Below are 20,671 nucleotides of genomic sequence, written 5' to 3'. Positions count from 1 at the left end.
CTGCCCCGGCCGAGGTGGACCCCCCTTTCCTGTCCGGCGACTTGCTCGTGTACAGCTCCGGTCAGTGTCCGCAGGCCGCGTGCGAGTGGCTCGGTCGGCATAGGGCACCAGTGGCACGCAACGTCTTTGCCGCGGCGGTCGAGGCGTGCGTCTTGCGCGTCGCCGCCGTGACCGAACTGGCCTCGTGGACGATCTCGCCGCCGATCATGGTGAGTTCGGACTGGGTGCCGTGGATCTCCGTTGCCTTGATCTTGAGCAGGTCGCGGTCGGTGTGGACGAGGTCGGCCTGCTTGCCGACCTCGAGGGTGCCGGTGCGGTGCTCCTGGTGCAGCTGGTAGGCGCTGTTCAGGGTGTGCATGCGCAGTGAGCTGAGCCGGGAGATGCCCTCCTCGGGGTGGAAGGCGGGGGTGCCGTCCGGACCGGTGCGGGTGATGGCCTGGTCGACCGGGCGCCAGGGGTTGAAGTCGTCGATCGGCCAGTCCGTGCCGCCGGTCAGGCGGACCCGGCCCGCTCCATCGTGCGGGCGGGGTAGATGCGGGCCTGGCGCTTGGAGCCGAGATACGGCAGCAGCGAGTCGGTGGTGTACGAGTCGTACTCCGCCCACTGGAGTTGGAGACAGGCCAGAACCCGGGCGGCGGCCATCCGGCGGATGTCGGATGCGGCGACCAACTCGACGTGCGCCAGGGTGTGCCGGTTGTCGCGGTGTCGTCCGCCATGGCGGTAGGCCGCCTCGTATGCGGTGAGCGCCGTGCGTACGGCGCGGTCGCCGATGGCGTGGGCGTGTATCTGCCAGCCGGCCGGGTCCAGTACGAGGGCGAGGCCGGTGACGGTGTCCTGGTCGAAGTAGAGGTTGCCGCGGTCGGTGCCCGGCACCCAGTGCGGGTGAGCGTCGGTGCCGGTGTTGACCAGGTAGGGGTCGAGCATCGCGGCGGTGTGCGCCGGGTATTCCATGACGCCGTCCATGAACACCTTGGCGGTACCCGTGGTGACCAGGTCGGAGCCGGCCAGGTCTTTCTGGAAGGCCCGGAGCGTGGCGAGCGCGGCGTGCGGGTCCTTGGCCTGGTCGGCGGAGAGGCGGTAGGCCAGGCGCGTGCGCAGCTTCAGCTTCTTCGCCGTGGTGAGGGCCGAGTACAGCGCGACGGAGTCGTCTCCGGTCGCAGCGTCCATGACCGACGTCACCCCGGCGGCGGCCAGCATCGCGAACGCCTCGCCCGCCGCCGCCACCTGCTCAGCCAGGGTGAGATCCGGGATGACATCCCTGACCAGGCTTCCGGCGGTGTCCTTCAGCAGGCCGGTGGGATCGCCGGAGGCATCGCGCACGATGGTGCCGCCGTCCGGGTCCGGGGTGCTCCTGGTGATCCCCGCCAGCGCCAGGGCACGGGTGTTGACCCAGGCGTTGTGGCCGTCCGCGGATTTGACGTAGATGGGCCGCTTGGTGTCGAGCGAGTCCAGGTCGGCCTTGGTCACGACGGTCCCGGCCGGCAGGACGCCGCTGGAGTTCCACATGCCGATCTGGAGCCATCCGTCGGGCTCCTGGTCGGTGGACGCCTTGAGAGCGGAGGTGATGACGGCCTTGATCTGCGCGATCGTCAGCTCGGCGTCGCCGAGCGAGACCTTGTGCAGGGAAAGGCCCGCGGAGACGGGATGGGCGTGCCCGTCATGCAGGCCTGGCATGACGAAGCCGCCCTTGAGGTCGATCGACTCGGTGTCGCGGCCGAGGAACCGGCGGACCTCGGAGTTGGAACCGACGGCCAGGAGGGTGCCGTCACGGCCGACGGCCAGTGCCTGTGAGGGGCGACAATCGTGTCTCCCGGTGAAAATCACACCGCTGTGAAGTACCGTCGCCGCCGAGCGACGCCGCGTGGGACCGGGGGCCGGCATGGCGGCGGCCGCCGGCGTGGCAGCCGTGAGGGGAAGGGCGGCGGACGCCGCCGCAGCGCCCGCGCCGACGAGGAATGTTCTGCGATTGGTCCGTTGGGTCATGACCGTCCTTTCACCAGGATGTCGCCCGGAGTTGTTGGCTCAAACGGTCATTGGTTACGTGGTTAACCACAAGTCCGACTTGGAAACGGAATCAGTCGTTAATCGCGGCCGTAACAATCGGATCCGTATATTTGGCTCATGAATGCGGTGAGAATCGTGGACATAGCGCGGACGGCCGAGGTGTCGACGGCGACCGTCTCGCACGCCATCAAAGGCACCGGCCGCATGACCGACTCGACCCGCCGCCGGGTGATGGAGATCGCCGCGCTGCTCGGCTACCCGCTCCGGAAGGGGCGCGCTCTAACCCGGACTCTCGGTCTCGCCGTGACCACGTACCGGGACGTGGCCTGGAACTTCGTCGACGTGGCCTACTACGCACAGGCCATCACCGCTGCCACGGCCGTCGCCCACCGCCACGGCTACGCTCTCAGCGTGCTGCCGTCCACACCGGACATCGGGCAGGCACTCGACCTGGACGGCGTACTCCTGCTCGACGCGCCGGCGGAGGACCCTCTCACGGACGCACTGCGCCGGGCCGGGACGCCCCTGGTCTTCGACGGCTGCCCGGTGGACGGCCGCCCCGGCGATTTCTGGGTGGACAACGACCACATTGCCGCCGTGCGTTCGGTCCTCGATCACCTCGCGGCTCAAGGAGCCCGCAGGATCGCCCTGATCGCGGGACCGAGCACCGATCACTACTCCCGCACCTGCCTCGATGCCTACCAGGACTGGTGTGCCGAGCACGGCCAGGAACCGCTCTCGGCGCCTCTCGTCCCAGGAGTGGGCTCCGACACCGCCGCACACACCCTGTTGGGGCGTGCCGACCGCCCGGACGCCGTCTACGGCATCTACAACCTGTCGGGCCGCTCACTGCTCACCGCAGCCCGGCACCACGGCCTGCGGGTGCCAGGCGATCTCCTGGTCGCGTGCATGAGCGAGGACCCCGCCTACGCGGACACGGATCCGCCGGTCACGACGCTGAGTCTGTGTCCCGGGATCGCCATGGAGGCCGCGGTCACCACGCTCGTGGGCGCCATCGAGTCACCCGGGGCCCGCTCCCCGGTCACGGTGCCCCATCGCCTGACCGTACGGGATTCGACCCATGCCGACCTGGCCAGGGAGTGATCACAGTGCCCTGGCCCCTCAGCTCCCGCCCTTCAGGGATGTGTTCGGACGGTCACCTCGCGACCGTCGATGTCGTGCCACAGCAGTGCGATCGCACCGGGGCAGAGGCGAGGGGTGCCGATCCCGAACCGGCGACCATCAACGCCCACGGCGCGACGCTGCATGAGCGAATGCGCACACCGGCGCGTAGCGCCCGGCAGGGAAACACTGTGCTGCGAGCGGTCGTCACTCACCGTCGGGGAAGTCGGCCGAGCGGGAGAGTGCTTCCCAGGCAGTGAACTCGGTGCGGAGCTGGTCGAGTTGGTCGAGGGCGAGGAAGTGTGCGAGGCCGCCGAGCAGGAGCCGGTGCGGCGGGTTGTCGGCTTCTACCGCGGTGATGACGGCGGTGGCGGCGCGGGCGGGATCGCCCGGCTCCTTGCCGGTGCCCGCGCGAAGGCTGGCTCGTTGGACGCCCGTGACGGGTGCGTAGTCGGCGATCTCGTGCTCGGGCAGGATCTCGCCCGCTGAGCGGCCGGACCAGTCCGTACGGAAGGGGCCCGGCTCGACGAGCAGGACACGCAGGCCAAGGGGTTCGACCTCCTGCCAGAGGGCTTCGGACAGCCCTTCGACGGCGAACTTGGTGGCGTGGTAGTAGCCCAGGGCGGGGAAGGCCCGCAGACCGCCGATGGACGAGAAGTTGACGATGGTGCCGGTGCGACGCTCGCGCATGCCGGGCAGAACGGCCCGGGTAACGTCCGACAGACCGAAGAAGTTGATCTCGAACATCCGGCGGATCTCGGCGTCGGTGCTTTCCTCGACAGCGGCGAAGTAGCCGATGCCGGCGTTGTTGACGAGTACGTCGATGCCCCCGAACCGCTCCTGAGCGACGGCCACGGCAGCCCGTACCTGGCCGGGGTCGGTGACATCGAGGGGCAGAGCCACTGCGTGGTCCTCATGACCGGCGACGATGTCCTTGACCTGTTCGGGGTTGCGGGCGGTGACCACGGCACGGTCGCCGAGCGCGAGCACGGCCTGGGCGAGGTGGCGACCGAAGCCGGTCGAGCAGCCGGTGATGAACCAAGTCTTCATCGTCTTCATCGGGAAGGGCCTCCTGGGCACAGCAGGGATCGAGGGCATGGCGGGCCAGGAGCCCGCCTCGTCCAGAACATCACCGCCGCACCGGGCCGCGAGCGGTGGTGTCTGGCCCTGATCTGCCAGGGAAGCCGTTGCCTGGGACGGACCGACCCCTCTTCCGGGCGTACGCGCCGGTGCCGCGTTCGGCACAATGGCGACATGTCCCGCAACGTGGATCTCAGTGAGTTCCTGCGCAGCCGCCGGGCCCGCATCAGTCCGGAGTCGGCGGGCCTGCCCGAACGCGGTGCCTACCGGCGGGTGCCAGGCCTGCGGCGGGAGGAGATCGCCCAACTGGCCGGAGTGAGCACCGACTACTACACGCGCCTGGAACAGGGAAAGCCGATCACCCCCTCGGCCGGAGTCCTGGAGGCGGTGGCCTCCGCACTCCGCATGGACGCCGCCGAACGTGCCCACCTGTTCGCCCTGGTCCGACTCAACGGGCCGAAGGGGCTCACGGGCCGCCGCGCGGCGCCGACGGTGCAGAAGGCGCGGCCGGGGCTGCACCGGATCCTGGAGTCCTTCCAGGACCAGGCGGCGTTCATCCTGGGACGGCGCACGGACGTCCTGGCCACCAATCACCTGGCTCGCGTGCTGCTGGCGGACTTCGACGCGATGCCCTACCAGGAACGCAACCTCACCCGCTGGATCGTCCTGGACGAGGCCGCCCGCAATCTGTACGTGGACTGGGACAGGATCGCCGCGGAGATGGCCGGCGCACTGCGCCTGGACGCCGGGCAGCACCCCGACGACCAGCGCACCGCCGAACTCGTCGGCGAGCTGGCCGTGAAGAGCGAACACTTCCGCCGCTGGTGGGCCGACCACCAGGTGCTGTCCCACACCTTCGGTCAGAAGCGGCTGCGCCACCCCCAGGTCGGCGAGCTGACCATCGACTTCCAGGGCTTCACCGTGCCGGGCGAGGACGACCAGACCCTCATCGTCTATCTGCCCGCCCAGGACTCGGCCTCCCAGGACGCCTGGCAGCTGCTGGCCAGTTGGAACGCCGCCACCCCCACGGCGCCGCCCGGTGCCACTCAACACACCGACACCAGCCGCACCTGAACGATCGTGGGTACGGTCCAGCCGGTTCTGCGCGCCGCAGCGTCCACCACACCGGCTCATCCGGACCCAGCGGGCCAAGTTCCGTGTGCCGGGGACGGTGAGCAGCTCACCGTCCCCGGCTCGGCCGCGCCGGATTGGAGGAACGTGGTGGGGTGATGGCTCGCCGGAGGCTCGCGGAGACGGGAGAGGTGAAGGCACAGCGGCGGACTGCGGCCTTGACGAGTTGCTGTTGCTGTTCGGCGGGCAGGCCGGCGATGTAGTCGAGGCCGGCGGCGAGGGTCGGGCCGAAAGGTGAGCCGACGGGCAGGCCGGCGGCCCGGACGATCTGGGCCGCGGCCTCGGCTTCGATCAGGAGGCCGAATGCCGGTGGGATGCCGAGCAGTTGGGCGGCATGATCGCGGTTCCCGGTCAGGGCCTCAGCTAGGGGAAAGCCGTCGTCGAGGACGCTGTCGACGATGTCCAGCCAGAGCGGCGTGGCGCGGTGGAGGCGGGTGAGGAAGTCGGCGTCGGTGAGCCAGCATCCTCGTGCCGGCGCAGGATCGGTGTCGTGCGGCATCAACCGATCCCGTTCGGCGACGGCCGTAGCGGTTGGGGCGAGTCCGGGAGCCCATACGTTCAGGTAGTCCTGGATGGCATGGCTCAGGGGCGTGAGGTGCCGCGCCGATCCAGGGTGAGGTGTCGTCGTGGTGCCAGTCCCGTATGACGCCGTACTCGTCGTGACCGGGCTGTCTGCCGAGGCGGGAGTCCCGCACGGTGAAGGTGCCGTGGTCGGCGAAGGGCAGGTACGCGTTGTCGAAGACGCCTTGATCCGGGTGGAGGATGCTCAGGCGCAGTCCGCCGTACTCACGGTGTCGGATGGTCTGGGCGAATTCGATGCGTAGGCGCAGCAGGGAGTCGGGCGAGATCACCGCGTAGCAGGCGTCGCCGATCACGCGTCGTTCGTGGACGGGTAGGTCGAGGAGTTCGGTGAAGAAGTGCTGGGCGTGCAAGGACAAATACGGTGGTGCTCCTCAGCAACGGAAACAGGGCGCAGGGAGGGTCACCTGCGGCGGCCAGCAGGAAGTCCGGGACTGGGTAGGGGTATGGGGCCGGTGCTCAGTGCCGAAGCCCCGGCGTCCGTGCGCGACGTGGCGGCTGGCGAAGGTGTCCTGGTCTCCGGCGGGGCGGGCGTCAAGGACGCCACTCAGGAAGTGCGGGGCATTGGAGAGGAGCACCATGGGCAGTCCCGGCTGGCGGGTGCGGTGCAGGATGTCGAGGACGCGGTTGGCGCAAGCTCAAGATGCTGCAGTACCGACCGGAGGTCATCAATGGCTGCCTCGCTGGCACCGGCCTGGTGCTGGAAGTGTGGACACGCCGGCTGGCCGATCAGCGATGGAGCCTGCATGGTCGGAGTCTAGAATTGCTGGTCAGATACGGTGCCGCGATGAACGAGAACCTGCCTGCCGACGTAGCCGACGTGCTTGCGGCAGTCCTGAACGGGGACACCCCGGTTCATGTCGCGCTCCAAGGGCAGGTTCCGCACCTCAGCGTGCGAGCGCGCTGCACATGCGGGTGTGGCACCGCCTACTTCGAGCTCGACACCAGCAAGGTGGAACCTGCGCCCACCGGCCCCAGCACGGTAGTGGCAGCCGAAGCGCAGCTGGTCACCGAAGCCGGCGAGTGTCCCGGTGAGGTCCTGGTCTTCACCCAGGGCGGCTACCTGTCGTGGCTGGAAGTCTGTTCATGGAGCGACGACATCGAAGTGACCCTGGCCGCCGCGCGTCACTGGTTGCAGACACGCTCTTGATCCCCAACAACCAGCGCCCAGCGGGCTCCGCGACACAGCCGACATCACGAGTTCAAGTTCAGTAGCCACGTCACCGGCCATACGGCCGACAACAGCCAGCCACACGAGCGGCCGAACTCTCTGACGTCCATCCGGTCGAGCGTCGGAGATGCGGGTGTCAGCATCGCCGACACCTACGGAAAGCCGATGACGGCTGGGACACATGACTACCCGCCAGACGTCACCTTCCCAGACAAACGTGACGGTCTTCCACACTCTCAGCTTCCCTTGAGCCGGACGGGGGTCCGGGGGTCCACCAGTCGGTGGACCTCAAGTTCAACCGGTCGCTGCTGTCGGCACCGCACCCCCGACGAAGAGCATGGACGACATGAAGAATCTTCCCGTACGCATGGCTCGTTGGAGCGCCGTCCACCCCTGGCGGGGCATCGTCGGCTGGTTCGTGTTCGTCGTCCTGTGCCTCGGCATCGGCATCTCTGTGGGCACCAACGCGGCGACCACCGAGGACTTCCGCATCGGAGAGGCCGGACGCGGCGAGGCGATCGCCGCGGAGGGCGGGCTGCAGCAGCGCCCCGTCGAACACGTCCTGATCACCGCGAACCCGGGCACCGGAAAGCTCGACATCGCCGCGGCCGACTCGGCCGCCGCCGACATCGCCGCCCGGATGGCCAAGCTGCCCGAGGTGCTCTCCGTCGCCGACCCGGTACGCAGCCCGGGCAACACGGCGGTGCGGGTCACCGTCACCATGAACGGCCCGGAGCTGGAGGGCAAGAAACACGTCGACCCGCTGATCGAGCAGACCGCGGCCGTGCAGAAGGCCAACCCCGGGCTGCGCGTCGAGGAGACCGGATCGCCGTCCATCAGCAAGGGCGTCGACAAGCTGCGCGGCGACGACCTCGCGCGCACCGAGATGATCGCCCTGCCGGTCACCCTCATCACCCTGCTGCTGGTCTTCAGCTCTGTGGCGATGGCCCTCGTGCCGCTGCTGCTCGCCCTGTCCTCGATCGCCGCGGCCGTCGGCCTGACGATGGTGGCCTCGCACGTCTTCCCCGACAACGGCATCAGCACCAACGTCATCCTGCTGATCGGCCTCGCGGTCGGCGTCGACTACACGCTCTTCTACCTCAAGCGCGAACGTGAGGAACGGGCCCGCGCCGGCGGCAGGCTGAGCCCGCAGGCCGTCGTCGAACTCGCCGCCGCCACGTCCGGCCGGGCCGTCGTCGTCTCCGGCCTCGCGGTGGCCGTCTCCAGCGCCACCCTCTACCTCGCCGACGACGTCATCTTCTCGTCCATCGCCACCGGCGCGATCCTCGTCACCCTCGTCGCCGTCGTCAGCTCCCTGACCGTGCTTCCCGCCCTCCTCGCCAAGCTGGGCATGCGTGCCGAGCGCCGTGCCGCGCGCCGGGCGGCCCGCGGGCTCGCCCCGAAGAAGCAGAAGACGCACAAGACCGGCCCCGGCCGCCTGACCGCCGCGGTGCTGCGCCCCGTCGCCAAACACCCCGTCGCCACCCTCACCGTCACCGTCGTCGGACTGCTCGCCCTCGCCGCCCCGGTCCTCGGCCTCAAGCTCACCGACATGGGCCGCGAGACACACTCCCGGTCCATCGAAGCCATGCAGGTCTACGACCGGCTGAACGCGGCCTACCCGGAGCTGAAGTCCATGCACCAGGTCGTCGTCCGCGCCGACGCCGACCGTTCGCCCGAGGTGACCGCCGCCCTGCGCGAACTCGCCGCCGACGTCAAGGACGACCCGCGCCTGAGCGGCACCTCCCAGCTGACCGTGTCGCCCGACAAGCGGATCAGCATGCTCCAGCTACAGGTCCCGCACTACGTCAGCAGCGACAAGGCCCAGTCCTCGCTCAAGGACATCCGCGACACATACCTCCCTGAGACCGTCGGCCAGGTGAAGGGCGCCGAGACCGCGGTGACCGGTGACGTCGCCCGCTACACCGACTACCCGGCCCACCAGGAACAGAAGCTGCCGCTCATCATCGGGGCGCTGCTCCTGGTGACCTTCGCCATGACCGTCTGGGCGTTCCGCTCCGTGGTCCTCGGCCTGGTCGGCATCGTCCTCAACCTCCTCTCCGCCGCCGCCTCGCTCGGCGTCCTCGTCATGGTCTTCCAGCACACCTGGGCCGAAGGCCTGGTCGACTTCACCTCGACCGGGTCGATCGGCACCCGTGTCCCGCTGTTCCTCTTCGTGATCCTGTTCGGCCTGTCGATGGACTACCAGGTCTTCGTGATCAGCCGGATCCGGGAGGCCGCCCTGCGCGGAGTCCCGACCCGCAAGGCCGTGATCGAGGGCATCGGCAGCTCGGCGGGCGTGGTGACCAGCGCCGCCGTGGTCATGGTCACGGTCTTCGCCAGCTTCGCGGCCCTGCACCTGATCGAGATGAAGCAGATCGGCGTCAGCCTCGCGGTCGCCGTCCTCCTGGACGCCTTCGTCATCCGCATGCTGGTCCTGCCGTCGATGATGCTCCTGCTCGGCGAGGCCAACTGGTGGCCCTCCCGCGGAGTGCGCCGTGCCCGCCGCACCACCGAACAGGCCCCCCGCCCCCTGGAATCGGTAGGCTGACCGACTCGACCGCCGGCCCCTCAACTCCCTTACGAACGAGGTGAATCAGCGTGAGTCAGTGGCAGCAGCAGCCGGGTGACCGGCTCACCCAGGACCGTATCCGCCGCTGGAACTCAGCAGGCTGGATCCTGTTCGGTCTGCTGCCCCCGGCCGTCGCCGTGCTCGACGCGTCGCCGGCCCGGAGGTACTGGCTGCTCGGCCTGCTCGCCCTGATCGCGCTGTGCCACACCATCGTCCTCACCCGACCGGACAACCCCGTCCTGCGTCCCCGTACCTACCTCGCCGTCCTCGCCCTCGTCCTGGGCGCGACGGCCTACCTCCTGGACGGCGGGGCCGCCTTCTACGTGGTGTCCCTGCCGCAGTTCTGGCTCTTCACCCGCGCCCCGCGGGACGCGATCGCCCTCAGCGGGGCCGGCGCGGCCCTCACCGTGTTCGGCGGCACGCTCGGCCAGGGCTGGAGCCCTCAATTCCTCACCGGGAACGCGGTGTTCACCGTCGTCGCCTACCTCGCCGGGATGGGGCTGGGGCTGTGGGTGCACCGCTTCGTCGGCCGGAGCAACGAGCGGCAGGAACAACTGACCACCGAACTGGCCGTCACCCAGGAGGAGTTGGCGGCCGCATATCAGCGGCAGGGCGCGGCCGAAGAGCGCGAACGGCTCGCCCGGGAGATCCACGACACCCTCGCCCAGGGCTTCGCCTCCATCGTGGTGCTCGCGGAGGCCGCCCGCGCCGCCACCGTCACCGACCCCATACGCTGCGCCGAGCAGCTCACCTCCATCGAGCAGACCGCGCGCGAGAACCTGGCCGAGGCCCGGGTGCTCGTCGGCTCCGCCCCCGAGAGCGGCGTCGCACCCGGCTCGCTCGCCACCACCCTGCGCAGAACCCTGAATCGTTTCGTCCAGGACACCGGCCTCACCGTCACCGCCGAACTGCCCGACATGAACCTGGACCAGCGCACCCGCGTCGCCCTGCTGCGCTGCACCCAGGAGTCCCTCGCCAACGTGCGCAAACACTCCGGCGCCTCCACCGTCGGCGTGGTCCTCACCGAACTCGCGGGAGCTGTCGAGCTGGAGATCACCGACGACGGCCGCGGCTTCGTCGTCGAGGAGTCCCATGGCTTCGGCCTCGACGGAATGCGCCGACGGCTGGCCGAACTCGGCGGCGAACTCTCCGTCACCAGCTCCCTCGGGGACGGCACCCGTGTCCTCGCCCGCCTTCCCACGCACAGTCAGGACTGACCATGACCGACACCGCGTACGACCGGATCCGTGTGGTCGTGGTCGACGACCACGCCGTGATGCGCGCCGGAGTCCTCGCCCTGCTGGCCGACGAGCCCACGATAGAGATCGTCGGCGAAGCGAGCGACGGCCGCGAGGGCGTCGGCCTCGTGGAGCGGCTCGCCCCCGATGTGGCCCTCCTCGACCTGCGCATGCCGGTGCTCGACGGGGTGGCCGCCACCACCGAGATCGTCGCCCTGCCGGAGGCCACCCGGGTGCTGATCCTCACCACGTACGACACGGACGTCGAGATCGAACGAGCCGTGGAGGCCGGCGCCGTCGGCTACCTCCTCAAGGACACCACCCGCGAGCAGCTCGCCGCCGCCATCCACTCGGCGGCGCGCGGTGAGACGGTTCTCGCGCCCAAGGTCGCGGAACGCCTGGTGGCCCGGATGCGCCGCCCCGAGCCGGTCGCGCTCACCGCCCGCGAGCGGGAGGTGCTGCGCGCGGTCGCGGACGGCCTGTCCAATGCCGAGATCGGCCGTCGCCTGGTCATCGGGGAGGCCACGGTGAAGACGCATCTGCTGCGGGTCTTCGCGAAACTCGACGTCAGCGACCGCACTCGCGCCGTCGTCGTCGCCCTGGAACGCGGACTCCTTGCGCGCTCCTGAGGCCCGGGCGCACTGGACCGCACTGATCTCCTGGAATTGGCCGTCCCTGGAGGGGCACCACGTGGCCGACGATCACCTCCAGCAGCGAGTAGCACCCCTGATGTCTCCGCTTCCCGCCTTCACCGCGAACACCGGCTGAACCGGTACGCGGGTGGGCGGGCTCTCACCCTGTGTGACGTAGCTGAATCGTTCTATGCCCATCCTGATGTACAGTCACTCTATAACGATCGTTATAGGAGGCAGTCGTGACCGTCATCACCGTGAACACCCCGAAGGGGCGCCTGAGCCTTGAGGAGCGCCGCACGCTGGCCGAGACGCTGACGGACGCGGTGCTCGTGCCCGAGGTCGGCCAGTTCGCGCCGGCCGCGCGAGCCGGCTTCCAGGTGCACTTCGTGGAACGCGAGCCGGACATGATGGCCATCGGGGGCCGTCTGCTGACAGACTCCGGAGCGGGACTGGACGTCATGGTGATCGACGTGGCGGTCATGGACGGGGACTGGCGCCGAGAGGTCCGGGCCGAGGTCATCGAACGCATCCTCGCCGCCCTTGCCGAGGCCTGCGGACTGCCTGAACCGTCACCGGCCTGGTGGGTCAACTTCCGGGTCATCGACGAAGGCAGTTGGGGCTCCAGCGGCGGCGTCCTGTCCATCCTCACCCTCTTGGCCAGCGGCGTGTTCACCGAGGCGAAGATCAAGGCGATCCGCGCGGCGATCGACGCCTGAGCCCGGAGGCCCCTCACCGTCAGGCCGGTCCGTCGAGCGCACCGACGACAAGAGTTTCGAGCTGCTGCGCGATCTGATCCAGGGGCCGCACGCTGCGCTTGGCGCGGCACATGGCGGTGGCGCCCTCGACGGAGGCCACGATGAGGGCGGCGAGCCCCGCGGCCTGCTCGGGGTCGGCGCCCCGGTCCCGTAGCGCCTGGTCGAGCAGCCTCTCCCAGCCCTCGAACGCCTCCGCGGCGGCGGTGAGCGCCGGCGGGATCTCGTCGGCCGGCGGTTCCTCGACGGAGACGGCGAGTACGGGGCAGCCGGCCCGGAAGTCGCTCTCGACGACGATGCCGCGCCACAGGGCCAGGAAGGCGCGCAGTCCGGCGACCGGGCCCGCGTCCAGTTCCTTGCGCAGGATGCGGGCGACCGCCCCGCCCGCGTACCGCACCGCCTCGGTGGCCAGTTGCTGCTTGCCCTCGGGGAAGTAGTGATAGGTCGAGCCGAGCGGTGCCCCGGCGTGTTTGGCGAGGTTCCGGATACTCGCGGCGTTCAGGCCGCGCCTGCTGATCAGGTCGGCCGCACCGGCCACGATGCGCTCACGTGACGGCGTGCTGGATTTGGCCAAGACCGTACTCCCATCTGGATATAACGCTCGTCATAGTCTAGCGTGGCCTCAGGCTATAACGATCGTTATAGACCGTGTACCCGCTGGAAGGAGACTTCCTCATGCCGATGATCCGGCTCACCGTCCCGCCCGGTTCCCTCACCGAGGAGGGCCGCAAGACCGTCCAACGCGACCTGGCCGCCGTTCTGCTGCGCTGGGAAGGGGCACCCGACACCGCGTTCTTCCGCGCCCAGGCGTGGAGCTACCTCGTCGAGCTCCCGGAAGGCGCACAGACCACCGCCGAGGACGACACGCCCCGCTTCCTCGTGGACGTCACCGTTCCGCAGGGCGCCCTGTCCGAGCGGCGCAAGGCCGGCCTGGTCGAGGACGCCACCACGACCGTGCTCGACGCGGCCGGGCTCTCCCCCGCCGACGCTCTGCGCGTGTGGGTGCTGGTGCACGAGCAGCCCGACGGCACCTGGGGCGCCGGCGGCTCCGTCATCCGCTACGCCGACCTCGTCGCCCTGGCGAAGGGACAGCAGGCCGATGCGTGAACTGACCTACGTCGCCCGGAACGCCGTCGAGTGGCGCGAGGCGCCCGACCCCAAGCTCCAGGCTGACCAGGAGGCGATCGTCGCCCCGGTCGCCGCGACCTCCTGCGACGTCGACTCCATGATCCTGGCCGGCCGGGGCTTCATCGACCCGCCCTTCGCCCTCGGCCACGAATGCGTGGCCCGGGTCGTCGAGACCGGCGACGCCGTCACTACCGTGACCCCGGGTGACCTGGTGGTGGTCCCCTGGTCCGTCAACTGCGGCGGCTGCGACCACTGCCGCGCCGGACTCACCGCCCACTGCACCGCCGTACCGCACATGGCCATGTACGGCGCACCGCTCGGCGGGAGTTGGGGCGGCCTGTTCTCCGACCTGGTCCGCGTCCCGTACGCGGACGCCATGCTCGTACCCCTGCCCGCCGGCCTCGACCCGGTCGCCATGGCCTCGGCCAGCGACAACTGGTCCCTGTCCTGGCGCCTGGTCGCCCCGCACCTCAGGAACAAGCCCGGTGCCCGCGTCCTGGTCGTCGCCCGCGGCAGCATCGGCCTCTACGTCTGCGACATCGCCCGCGCACTCGGCGCCTCCGACGTCCTCTACGTCGATCCCGACCCCGAACACCGCCGGCTCGCCCGGGGCTACGGTGCCGCCACCGCCGAGACGCTCGAACCGGTCCGGCACGGCTTCGACATCGCCGTCGAGGCCACCGGCCGCGTCGACCAGCTCGCCCTCGCCGTCAAGTCCCTTGCCCCGGAAGGCATCTGCGAATCCGCCGGCAACCACTTCCGCCCCGGCGAGCTGCCCCTGCTCGACATGTACCTCACCGGCGTCACCCTGCGCATCGCCCGCGACAACGTCCGCAACCACATCCCCGACGCCCTCGAACTCGCCGCCTCCGGCAAGGTCGACCCGGCCCGCGTCGTCTCCCACGTCTTCGACTGGGAACAACTCCCGGACGCACTGCCGGAGAAGCACCTCAAGCCCGTCTTCGTCCGCGACAACAACCCGTCCCTCAACGCAGGCTGACCCCACACCACCGGGCCGCGGTACGCGGCACAAGGACACCTAGAAATCCGATGAATTCCTCCCTGAACCACCACCCCACGACGAGCACCGCCCCTGAACGACCGGTGAAGGAAGAGCCAGAACTTGAACGGGCGGCGATTGCCGCACTCGGCCACGAACTGCGGTCCCTGGTCGACGCCACCGTCCGTACCGCAGCCTCGCCGGACACCCTGCACCGCGTGGCGGACGGAGTCCGCACGCTCACCAGGCAGCTGACCGGGCGGCGCCGCGCACGCGCGGAGATCCCGTCGGTGGACGAGTTCCCGGGAGGGGTACGGATGTACAGCCCCGTCACCGGTGCCGGCAGCCCGCTCGCACCCCCCGTGCGCGTCGCACCGGCCGACGGCGGGGTGGCGGGAACCTGCGTTCTCGGCATCGCCCACGAAGGGCCGCCCGGCTACGGACACGGAGGCATGAGTGCCATGCTCCTGGACGAGCTGATGGGCTGGGCCTGCGCCGCCGCCGGAATGCCGGGGATGACCATCTCCCTCCAGATGCGCTACCACCGTCCCGTTCCGCTGCAGACACCCCTGCGCGTGCACGCCAAGGTCACGGAAGTCGAGGACCGCAAGATCTCCGTGTCCGGCATCATCACCACCGCAGAGGATCTCTCCAGCGTCCTGGTGGCAGCGGACGGTGTCTTCGTCTCACCGGATCCCGACCGCGCCCGCGCGCTGTTCCCCAGTCTGCAAGACATGCGACGTGGTCCATCCGGGCCCTGATCCACACGGTGGCGCCCAGGACCAGGACCAGGACCGCCGACGAGGCGTTCGCCTGCCCGCCGAGGTTGCGCCGGCTCCCTCTCGGGGGCCGGCGTGTCAGTCACTGCCGTGGGTGTTCCCACTTCAGCACGGCTTGCGCCACACCCCGAGCTCCAGTCGCTTCTGCATCGACGACAGTTTCAGCCGCCGCGACTCGGCGCAGAAACGGCCCGTCGGTACGGCGTACTCGACATGGAACACCGCCTTGCCGGCCTCGACGAACGGGCTGAGCCGCGCGCACTCGTCGTACTGGGCGCACTCACTGTCGGCCCAACCATTCCTCTCGGCCGGGTCGAGGGTCATTGAGGCGACGGCACACGGAGCGCGGCGTCCAGCGGCTCCTGCATGCCGGCCACCATGCAGGCGAAGCCGGCACCCCGCCAACCGGCACACCGCGTCATTCCGAAGGAATGCGAAACTCGAATTCGGGACGGTCCCACGGCACGGCGGGCGGGTTCGCAAACGCGGTCCCGGTCCGCACCGCACCCACGCGGTGGTAGAAGTCCTCGGCGGGAAGATGCGACACGACCTTGAGGCGGTCGAGCCCGGCGGCACGGGCCTCGGACTGCATGTGCGCCACGAGCAGCCGTCCAATACCCCTTCCTTGCACTTCGTCGGCGACGAACAGCAGGTCGAGCTCCGGTGGAGCGAGGACGAGCGAGTAGAACCCGAGGACCCGGCCTTCATGCTCGTCGGCGCCGACGGCCACAAAGGCGCGGTGGGCCTCGATGTAATCAGGACCGACCCGGTAGCCCGCGACCGCGGCTGCGTACTTACCCTCGTAGGCGCCTGAGCCACGCACGAGCCGCGTGAGCCGTCTGGCATCCCGCGCGACGGCCCTCCGTATCGTGATCGACTGGCTGATCGGGGAAGTGCGTGAACTCATCGGGAGAGTATTTCGCACCGGGGAGTGCCGTCCTGCGGCGGGTCGGCTGCTCGCGCAGGCGTTCCTGCACCGCTCCCGGGAACCGCTCGCCCCAGGCCCCGATCGGCCACGTCACTGCCGCCGAATCGGCCGCCCGCCAGCAGCAACTGGCCCCCGAACCGATGCGGAGGAGCTGGAGGACGGCGTGGTCGACGGCTGCCCTCCATGGGCCTGCCGTGGCAAAGCCGAGCCGGTACAGGAAAGTTCCGAGCCAGCCTCGTGAGACGGATCATCTCGACGTGTCCGCCGGCCCCGGCGGCCTGGACCACGCCCTTCCTCGTCCACTCGTGACCGGCACTAACAGACACCCAAGTCACCCGCCGCATCAACAAGAGCGCGGAATCCAGGAGTTCGCCTGCACCTGCCCCCTCCCGCGGCAGCACTTCCTGTGGATGTTCCTCGCCAGGGGCCACCGCCTCCCCGGCAGAGGTGCGCCGGAAGCGGTGGCTGTTCGCGCAGGACCCCATCGAAAGGGGTACCGTCCGCGGGTGGCGGTCACGCCTCCGCCTTGTTCGGCCATGGGCAAGATCCGGCGGCTCGCGGGCGCTTTGGTCAGCGAGCCGCGGTCGTGACTGCGGTCGTGACTGCGGCAAGCAGTGCCTGGGTCCCGGTTCGTGCTGCAACACTGCAGGGGCGACCCGCTACCCCTTTCGAGAGCCTTGGCAGCCAAGCAGGCGCCGTCGTCCGTCAGCCTCGGCCGCCCCGCAGTCCGTCCTGGACGATCTCCCTGAGCAGGCCGAGTCCGCCCGCCTCGCCGCGGTAGCGCTGCATGGCCATACAGCCCACCAGCAGGGCTTTCACGTCGTCGACGGTGAGGCCCCCGCGTACCGCACCGGCAGCCTGGGCCCGGGCGAGCAGGTCGCCGAACGCGTCCCGGAACCGCTTCTCAGCCTCGGGCGCGAGGGCCTCGATGTCGTACCCCGCCCCGGCCATGGCCTCGGCGAGCCCCTTGTCCCCCGCACCCTCGTCGACGCCCGCCCAGAAGAACGCGAAGAAGGCTTCTCCGGGATCACGGGTGGCCACAAGGTCAGCGGCCGAGGCGACCAGGTGGTCCAGGCGGTCCAGTACGACGGCTTCGAACAGGGCTTCCTTGGTCGGGAAGTGCCGGTAGACGGTCCCCGCGCCCACGCCGGCCCGCCGGGCGATCTCGTCGATCGGCACCCCGAAGCCCTCAGCGGCGAACACCTCGTGCGCCGCCTCAAGAACTGTGGCCCGGTTTCGCCTGGCGTCGGCACGCAGCGGTTTCACGCCCTCCTGGTTGGCCGACACGTCCACATCCCACCCCTCTCCCCGGGACTGGTGACTCCCGTCACCGCATGATCTCCCATCCGGCCGAAACGGAGCAATCGTTCCGCCTCTTGCAAGCGGGGCGATCGTTCCTTATCGTAATCGGGGCGATCGTTCCGTATCTAGGGCTCGGTGCAGTGAGGGAGTAACGGGATGGCCAACTCGCAAGCCGCCGAAGGCTGGACCGAGGCCGATGTGCCGGACCAGCAGGGCCGTACGGTCGTGGTCACCGGCGCCAACACCGGCCTGGGTTTCGAGACCGCGCGGGTGCTCGCGCAGCGCGGTGCCACGGTCGTGCTCGCCTGCCGCATCCCGGAGAGGGCGTACGACGCCGTGGGGCGGATCGCCGACCTTGCGCCCGGGGCCCGGGTCGAGGCCGTGCGGCTGGACCTGTCCTCACTCGCCTCGGTGCGCGAGGCCGCCGAGGAGCTGAGCGGCCGGCATGACCGGATCGACCTGCTGGTCAACAACGCGGGCGTGATGCTGATACCGCGCCGGGAGTCCGCGGACGGCTTCGAGGCGAACCTCGCGGTCAACCACCTCGGCCATTTCGCCCTCACCGGACTGCTCCTGGACCGGATCGTGAAGACGCCCGACTCCCGGATCGTGACGGTGACCAGCGTCGCCCACCGTTCCGGCCGGATCGATTTCGACGACCTGCAGTCCGAGCGCCGTTACCGCAAGTGGGCCGTCAACCTGCACGACACCCTCGCCGTCGAAAGGATCTACGCGGCCAACGTGTCCATCGACGTCGCCATCGCCACACGGGCCCCACAAAAAGCGATCCCGTACCGCGCACCGGACGAGATCGCCCAGGACTACTGGACCCTCCACACCCGCCGCGAGACGGCCGATCACCTCGTCGGCGCCTGACAGCGGCGCCAGGAAAGGAGCACAAGTCATGAATGCAACCGACAACACCGATGTGGTTCTGAGCTTCTTCGAGAATTTCAACGCCGGGAACGCCGAGGCGGCGTTCGCCCTGCTCGACGAGCGGGTGGTGTGGCGCGTGATGGGCAAGCCGGACCGGTTCCCCCTAGCCGGCGACTACGGCAAGGACGGAATCGTGCAGCTGCTGAGCGCGGTCGGACAGGTCATGCCGAACGGAGTGGAACTCAAGATCACCTCCTCCACCGCACAGGACGACCGGGTCGTGGTGGAGGCGGAGAGCCACGGTGTCTCCGCCGCCGGCAAGGTCTACGACAACCGGCTGATATACGCCTTCGAGCTGCGGGACAACAAGATCCTCCACATCCGGGAGTACTTCGACACCATCCACGCCAACGACGTGATGGTGGTGACGGACTAGGGCCGATGTCGTCGGCCCCCGGCGACCAGAAAGGCAGGACAAGCGGTCAACGGCCCCGCACAGGCTCTCGGAGGAGCTGTGCGGGGCCGTCGTCCGGCTGCTTGTCACAGGCCGAGGCGGGTCCGGATCTCTGCCGCCGCTCCGGCGATGGCCTGGTCGAGGCCCGACTCCACCTCCGGGGCGAGCGCGGGGGTGCCGACCAGTGTCGCGGTGACGCCGTGCGGGCCGGGCTGGGCGGCCACGGTGCGCCGGTGCGTGAAGGTGTCGAAGCCGGTCTTGCCGCCGTAGGCGCCCGAGCCGGAACCGCCCACCCCGCCGAACGGGGCGTTGCTGAGGGCGGCGTGCAGGAGGCCGTCGTTGCGGGTGACGCCGCCGGAGGTCGTACGGTCCAGGAAGCGGCGGAAGTCGTCGCCGTCCTCGCCGTACCAGTACGCGGCCAGCGGGGCCGGGCGGTCGGCGATGTAGGCGATGGGCTCGGCAAGATCGTCGTAGGGGTGGATCACCAGGGCCGGACCGAAGATCTCCTCCCGGGAGATCTCCGCCTCCTCGGGGACGTCGAGGAGCAGCGTCGGCGGGATCAGACGGGCCTCGCGGGACGGCTCCTCGTCGACGACCGTGATCTTCCTGGCGCCGTGCTCCTCGGCGTCGCGGATCAGGCCCAGGACCCGGTCGAAGTTGCGGTCGTTGACGAGGGAGACGGCGGCCGGATGGTCCGTGTAGCTGGGGAAGAGGCGGACCAGCGCGGCGCGGAGCCGGTCCGTGAAGTCCTCCAGATGCTCTCGGGGCACGAAGACGTAGTCCGGGCAGAGGCAGACCTGGCCGCCGTTGCTCATCCGGCTGCCCGCGATGCGCTCGGCGGCCAGGTCCAGGTCGGCGTCCCGGGCGACGACGGCAGGGTTCTTGCCGCCCAGCTCCAGGGTGACGGGGACGAGGTTCACGGCCGCGGCCGTGCCCACCAGCCTGCCCACCTGGGGCGAGCCGGTGAACAGGATGCGGTCCAGGGGCAGGTCGGAGAACTCCTGCGCGGTCTTCAGATCACCGCACACGACGGTGACCTCGTCCTCGCCGAGGTACTTGGCCACGGCCCGGGCGAAGACCTCGCCGGTGCGGACGTGGACGTCGGTGAACTTGATGATCACTCGGTTGCCTGCGGCCAGCGCGTCCAGCGCCGGGCGTACCGCCAGGCCCACCGGGAGGTTCCAGGCGGTGATGATCCCGACGACGCCGAGCGGCTGCTGCTGGACGAAGGCCGGGACGGGGCCGTCGACGGGGACCGGCTTCATCCATTCCTCCAGTCCCTCGCGCAGGACCTGGGACTCTCCGAGCAGGCCGAGTACCTCACCCGCCTTGGTCAGGGCCACCGGCCGCCGGCCGAAGTCCTCGGTCAGCGCGACGGTGAGCTCTTCGGCGGCGTCGAGCACGGCGAGCACCAGCCGGTCGATCCGGTCGCGCCGGACCTCCGCGCTGGGCGGTCCCTCCCGGCGGAAGGCCGCCCGCTGCAGGGCGACGAGCCGGTCGAGCTCCGCACGACCGACGTGGGCGGGGGTGGGGGTGGGGGTGGGCGTGGGCGTGGAAAGAACAGTGGACATGCGAACTGGCTCCTCGAAGGGGGTCGTTGACTTCTGGCGGGCTGCCGGGACACAGATGAGCCGTGGCGACTCCTCCCACAGCCGGTCGGCGCCTGCCGGGTCGGGTGCGTGGGGGGCGACGGCGGTCGTGAACTCGTTGACGGCCGGTGCCGTCGACGGCCGCCGGGTGACCGGCAGCGCCTCGGCACAGTCGGCGGAGTACCGGCCGCTGACACGTACGGCGAGGGGGACCTCGGCGCCGGTGCCGGCCGGCGCCGAGGTGGTCTCGATCCCGGACCCGAAAGGTGTCGTGATCCGTGTCATGACTGCCACGGTCCGCCACCGCCCGCGGTTTACCCAGAGCCCCGCG

Annotated in this window: 19 protein-coding genes and 2 pseudogenes; 13 read left to right on the top strand and 8 right to left on the bottom strand. The window is 69.9% G+C overall.

Annotated features, from left to right (window positions below; translation table 11 throughout):
* Positions 1-61: 61 nt before the first annotated feature.
* Positions 62-1,674: pseudogene (locus ACWD4O_RS41130) on the bottom strand (amidohydrolase).
* Between the two features lie 447 nt (positions 1,675-2,121).
* Here ACWD4O_RS41130 and ACWD4O_RS41125 point away from each other — a divergent pair.
* On the top strand, positions 2,122-3,108 hold the full coding sequence (locus tag ACWD4O_RS41125) for a LacI family DNA-binding transcriptional regulator (RefSeq protein WP_451288163.1): 987 nt from the start codon (positions 2,122-2,124) through the stop codon (positions 3,106-3,108).
* A 225-nt stretch (positions 3,109-3,333) separates the two neighbouring features.
* On the opposite strand, the gene ACWD4O_RS41120 is transcribed toward ACWD4O_RS41125, so the two are convergent.
* Entirely contained in the window at positions 3,334-4,185 is an 852-nt protein-coding gene (locus ACWD4O_RS41120) for an oxidoreductase (protein WP_451288162.1), read from the bottom strand.
* A gap of 195 nt (positions 4,186-4,380) precedes the next feature.
* Here ACWD4O_RS41120 and ACWD4O_RS41115 point away from each other — a divergent pair, with 195 nt between their 5' ends.
* Positions 4,381-5,280 carry a helix-turn-helix transcriptional regulator gene (locus tag ACWD4O_RS41115; RefSeq protein WP_451288161.1) on the top strand — a complete coding sequence of 300 codons (900 nt, stop codon included), beginning with the start codon at positions 4,381-4,383 and terminating at the stop codon, positions 5,278-5,280.
* A gap of 106 nt (positions 5,281-5,386) precedes the next feature.
* Here the strand turns inward: ACWD4O_RS41115 and ACWD4O_RS41110 are convergent, their stop codons facing one another.
* Positions 5,387-5,836: a hypothetical protein gene (locus ACWD4O_RS41110; protein ID WP_451288160.1), complete on the bottom strand. Its 450-nt coding sequence runs from the start codon at positions 5,834-5,836 to the stop codon at positions 5,387-5,389.
* Positions 5,837-5,963: 127 nt separating this feature from the next.
* Here ACWD4O_RS41110 and ACWD4O_RS41105 point away from each other — a divergent pair, with 127 nt between their 5' ends.
* From ACWD4O_RS41105 to ACWD4O_RS41080, 6 genes are all read left to right on the top strand, one after another.
* Positions 5,964-6,161, top strand: a complete 198-nt coding sequence (locus ACWD4O_RS41105; RefSeq protein ID WP_451288159.1) for a hypothetical protein — start codon at positions 5,964-5,966, stop codon at positions 6,159-6,161.
* 542 nt (positions 6,162-6,703) lie between these two features.
* Positions 6,704-7,066, top strand: coding sequence for a hypothetical protein (locus tag ACWD4O_RS41100; RefSeq protein ID WP_451288158.1), 363 nt, complete (start codon positions 6,704-6,706; stop codon positions 7,064-7,066).
* 367 nt (positions 7,067-7,433) lie between these two features.
* On the top strand, positions 7,434-9,638 hold the full coding sequence (locus ACWD4O_RS41095) for an MMPL family transporter (RefSeq protein WP_451288157.1): 2,205 nt from the start codon (positions 7,434-7,436) through the stop codon (positions 9,636-9,638).
* A 50-nt stretch (positions 9,639-9,688) separates the two neighbouring features.
* Positions 9,689-10,876 carry a sensor histidine kinase gene (locus ACWD4O_RS41090; RefSeq protein ID WP_451288156.1) on the top strand — a complete coding sequence of 396 codons (1,188 nt, stop codon included), beginning with the start codon at positions 9,689-9,691 and terminating at the stop codon, positions 10,874-10,876.
* A gap of 2 nt (positions 10,877-10,878) precedes the next feature.
* The gene (locus tag ACWD4O_RS41085) at positions 10,879-11,526 is read left to right on the top strand and encodes a response regulator (protein ID WP_451288155.1); all 648 of its coding nucleotides are present in this window, start codon (positions 10,879-10,881) and stop codon (positions 11,524-11,526) included.
* Between the two features lie 245 nt (positions 11,527-11,771).
* Complete coding sequence (locus ACWD4O_RS41080; RefSeq protein WP_451288154.1) at positions 11,772-12,248, top strand: tautomerase family protein; 477 nt, start codon at positions 11,772-11,774, stop codon at positions 12,246-12,248.
* Positions 12,249-12,267: 19 nt separating this feature from the next.
* On the opposite strand, the gene ACWD4O_RS41075 is transcribed toward ACWD4O_RS41080, so the two are convergent.
* Positions 12,268-12,858 carry a TetR/AcrR family transcriptional regulator gene (locus tag ACWD4O_RS41075; RefSeq protein WP_451288153.1) on the bottom strand — a complete coding sequence of 197 codons (591 nt, stop codon included), beginning with the start codon at positions 12,856-12,858 and terminating at the stop codon, positions 12,268-12,270.
* A 101-nt stretch (positions 12,859-12,959) separates the two neighbouring features.
* Between ACWD4O_RS41075 and ACWD4O_RS41070 the strand changes: the two genes are divergently transcribed.
* The 3 genes from ACWD4O_RS41070 to ACWD4O_RS41060 are packed head-to-tail and all read left to right on the top strand — an operon-like array spanning position 12,960 to position 15,173.
* Positions 12,960-13,391: a tautomerase family protein gene (locus ACWD4O_RS41070; RefSeq protein WP_451288152.1), complete on the top strand. Its 432-nt coding sequence runs from the start codon at positions 12,960-12,962 to the stop codon at positions 13,389-13,391.
* The gene (locus tag ACWD4O_RS41065) at positions 13,384-14,412 is read left to right on the top strand and encodes a zinc-dependent alcohol dehydrogenase (protein WP_451288151.1); all 1,029 of its coding nucleotides are present in this window, start codon (positions 13,384-13,386) and stop codon (positions 14,410-14,412) included. Before ACWD4O_RS41070 ends, ACWD4O_RS41065 begins: the two co-directional genes overlap by 8 nt.
* A 50-nt stretch (positions 14,413-14,462) precedes the next feature.
* Positions 14,463-15,173, top strand: coding sequence for a PaaI family thioesterase (locus ACWD4O_RS41060; RefSeq protein WP_451288150.1), 711 nt, complete (start codon positions 14,463-14,465; stop codon positions 15,171-15,173).
* Between the two features lie 123 nt (positions 15,174-15,296).
* Here the strand turns inward: ACWD4O_RS41060 and ACWD4O_RS41055 are convergent.
* The 3 genes and pseudogenes from ACWD4O_RS41055 to ACWD4O_RS41045 all read right to left on the bottom strand — a co-directional run.
* Positions 15,297-15,479, bottom strand: a pseudogene (locus ACWD4O_RS41055) (endo alpha-1,4 polygalactosaminidase); the annotation flags it as partial.
* 130 nt (positions 15,480-15,609) lie between these two features.
* Complete coding sequence (locus ACWD4O_RS41050; protein WP_451288149.1) at positions 15,610-16,098, bottom strand: GNAT family N-acetyltransferase; 489 nt, start codon at positions 16,096-16,098, stop codon at positions 15,610-15,612.
* 726 nt (positions 16,099-16,824) lie between these two features.
* Entirely contained in the window at positions 16,825-17,406 is a 582-nt protein-coding gene (locus tag ACWD4O_RS41045) for a TetR/AcrR family transcriptional regulator (RefSeq protein ID WP_451288148.1), read from the bottom strand.
* A gap of 171 nt (positions 17,407-17,577) precedes the next feature.
* On the opposite strand from ACWD4O_RS41045, the gene ACWD4O_RS41040 reads away from it, so the two are divergent.
* On the top strand, positions 17,578-18,297 hold the full coding sequence (locus ACWD4O_RS41040) for an SDR family NAD(P)-dependent oxidoreductase (protein ID WP_451288147.1): 720 nt from the start codon (positions 17,578-17,580) through the stop codon (positions 18,295-18,297).
* 28 nt (positions 18,298-18,325) lie between these two features.
* Positions 18,326-18,733, top strand: a complete 408-nt coding sequence (locus ACWD4O_RS41035) for a nuclear transport factor 2 family protein (RefSeq protein ID WP_451288146.1) — start codon at positions 18,326-18,328, stop codon at positions 18,731-18,733.
* Between the two features lie 104 nt (positions 18,734-18,837).
* On the opposite strand, the gene ACWD4O_RS41030 is transcribed toward ACWD4O_RS41035, so the two are convergent.
* Positions 18,838-20,625, bottom strand: coding sequence for an aldehyde dehydrogenase family protein (locus ACWD4O_RS41030; RefSeq protein ID WP_451288145.1), 1,788 nt, complete (start codon positions 20,623-20,625; stop codon positions 18,838-18,840).
* Positions 20,626-20,671: the final 46 nt, after the last annotated feature.

It is taken from the genome of Streptomyces sp. NPDC002623, assembly GCF_053592635.1.
Note: the sequence above shows the minus strand (reverse complement) of the source record. Positions and strands in the feature narration are given on the sequence as shown.

Coding starts and splice junctions, on each gene's coding strand:
- ACWD4O_RS41030 (WP_451288145.1), bottom strand. CDS start 20,625: ATGACACGGATCACGACACCTTTCGGGTCCGGGATCGAGACCACCTCG.
- ACWD4O_RS41050 (WP_451288149.1), bottom strand. CDS start 16,098: ATGAGTTCACGCACTTCCCCGATCAGCCAGTCGATCACGATACGGAGG.
- ACWD4O_RS41070 (WP_451288152.1), top strand. CDS start 12,960: ATGCCGATGATCCGGCTCACCGTCCCGCCCGGTTCCCTCACCGAGGAG.
- ACWD4O_RS41125 (WP_451288163.1), top strand. CDS start 2,122: ATGAATGCGGTGAGAATCGTGGACATAGCGCGGACGGCCGAGGTGTCG.
- ACWD4O_RS41120 (WP_451288162.1), bottom strand. CDS start 4,185: ATGAAGACGATGAAGACTTGGTTCATCACCGGCTGCTCGACCGGCTTC.
- ACWD4O_RS41095 (WP_451288157.1), top strand. CDS start 7,434: ATGAAGAATCTTCCCGTACGCATGGCTCGTTGGAGCGCCGTCCACCCC.
- ACWD4O_RS41085 (WP_451288155.1), top strand. CDS start 10,879: ATGACCGACACCGCGTACGACCGGATCCGTGTGGTCGTGGTCGACGAC.
- ACWD4O_RS41060 (WP_451288150.1), top strand. CDS start 14,463: ATGAATTCCTCCCTGAACCACCACCCCACGACGAGCACCGCCCCTGAA.
- ACWD4O_RS41035 (WP_451288146.1), top strand. CDS start 18,326: ATGAATGCAACCGACAACACCGATGTGGTTCTGAGCTTCTTCGAGAAT.
- ACWD4O_RS41100 (WP_451288158.1), top strand. CDS start 6,704: ATGAACGAGAACCTGCCTGCCGACGTAGCCGACGTGCTTGCGGCAGTC.
- ACWD4O_RS41065 (WP_451288151.1), top strand. CDS start 13,384: ATGCGTGAACTGACCTACGTCGCCCGGAACGCCGTCGAGTGGCGCGAG.
- ACWD4O_RS41110 (WP_451288160.1), bottom strand. CDS start 5,836: ATGCCGCACGACACCGATCCTGCGCCGGCACGAGGATGCTGGCTCACC.
- ACWD4O_RS41115 (WP_451288161.1), top strand. CDS start 4,381: ATGTCCCGCAACGTGGATCTCAGTGAGTTCCTGCGCAGCCGCCGGGCC.
- ACWD4O_RS41040 (WP_451288147.1), top strand. CDS start 17,578: ATGGCCAACTCGCAAGCCGCCGAAGGCTGGACCGAGGCCGATGTGCCG.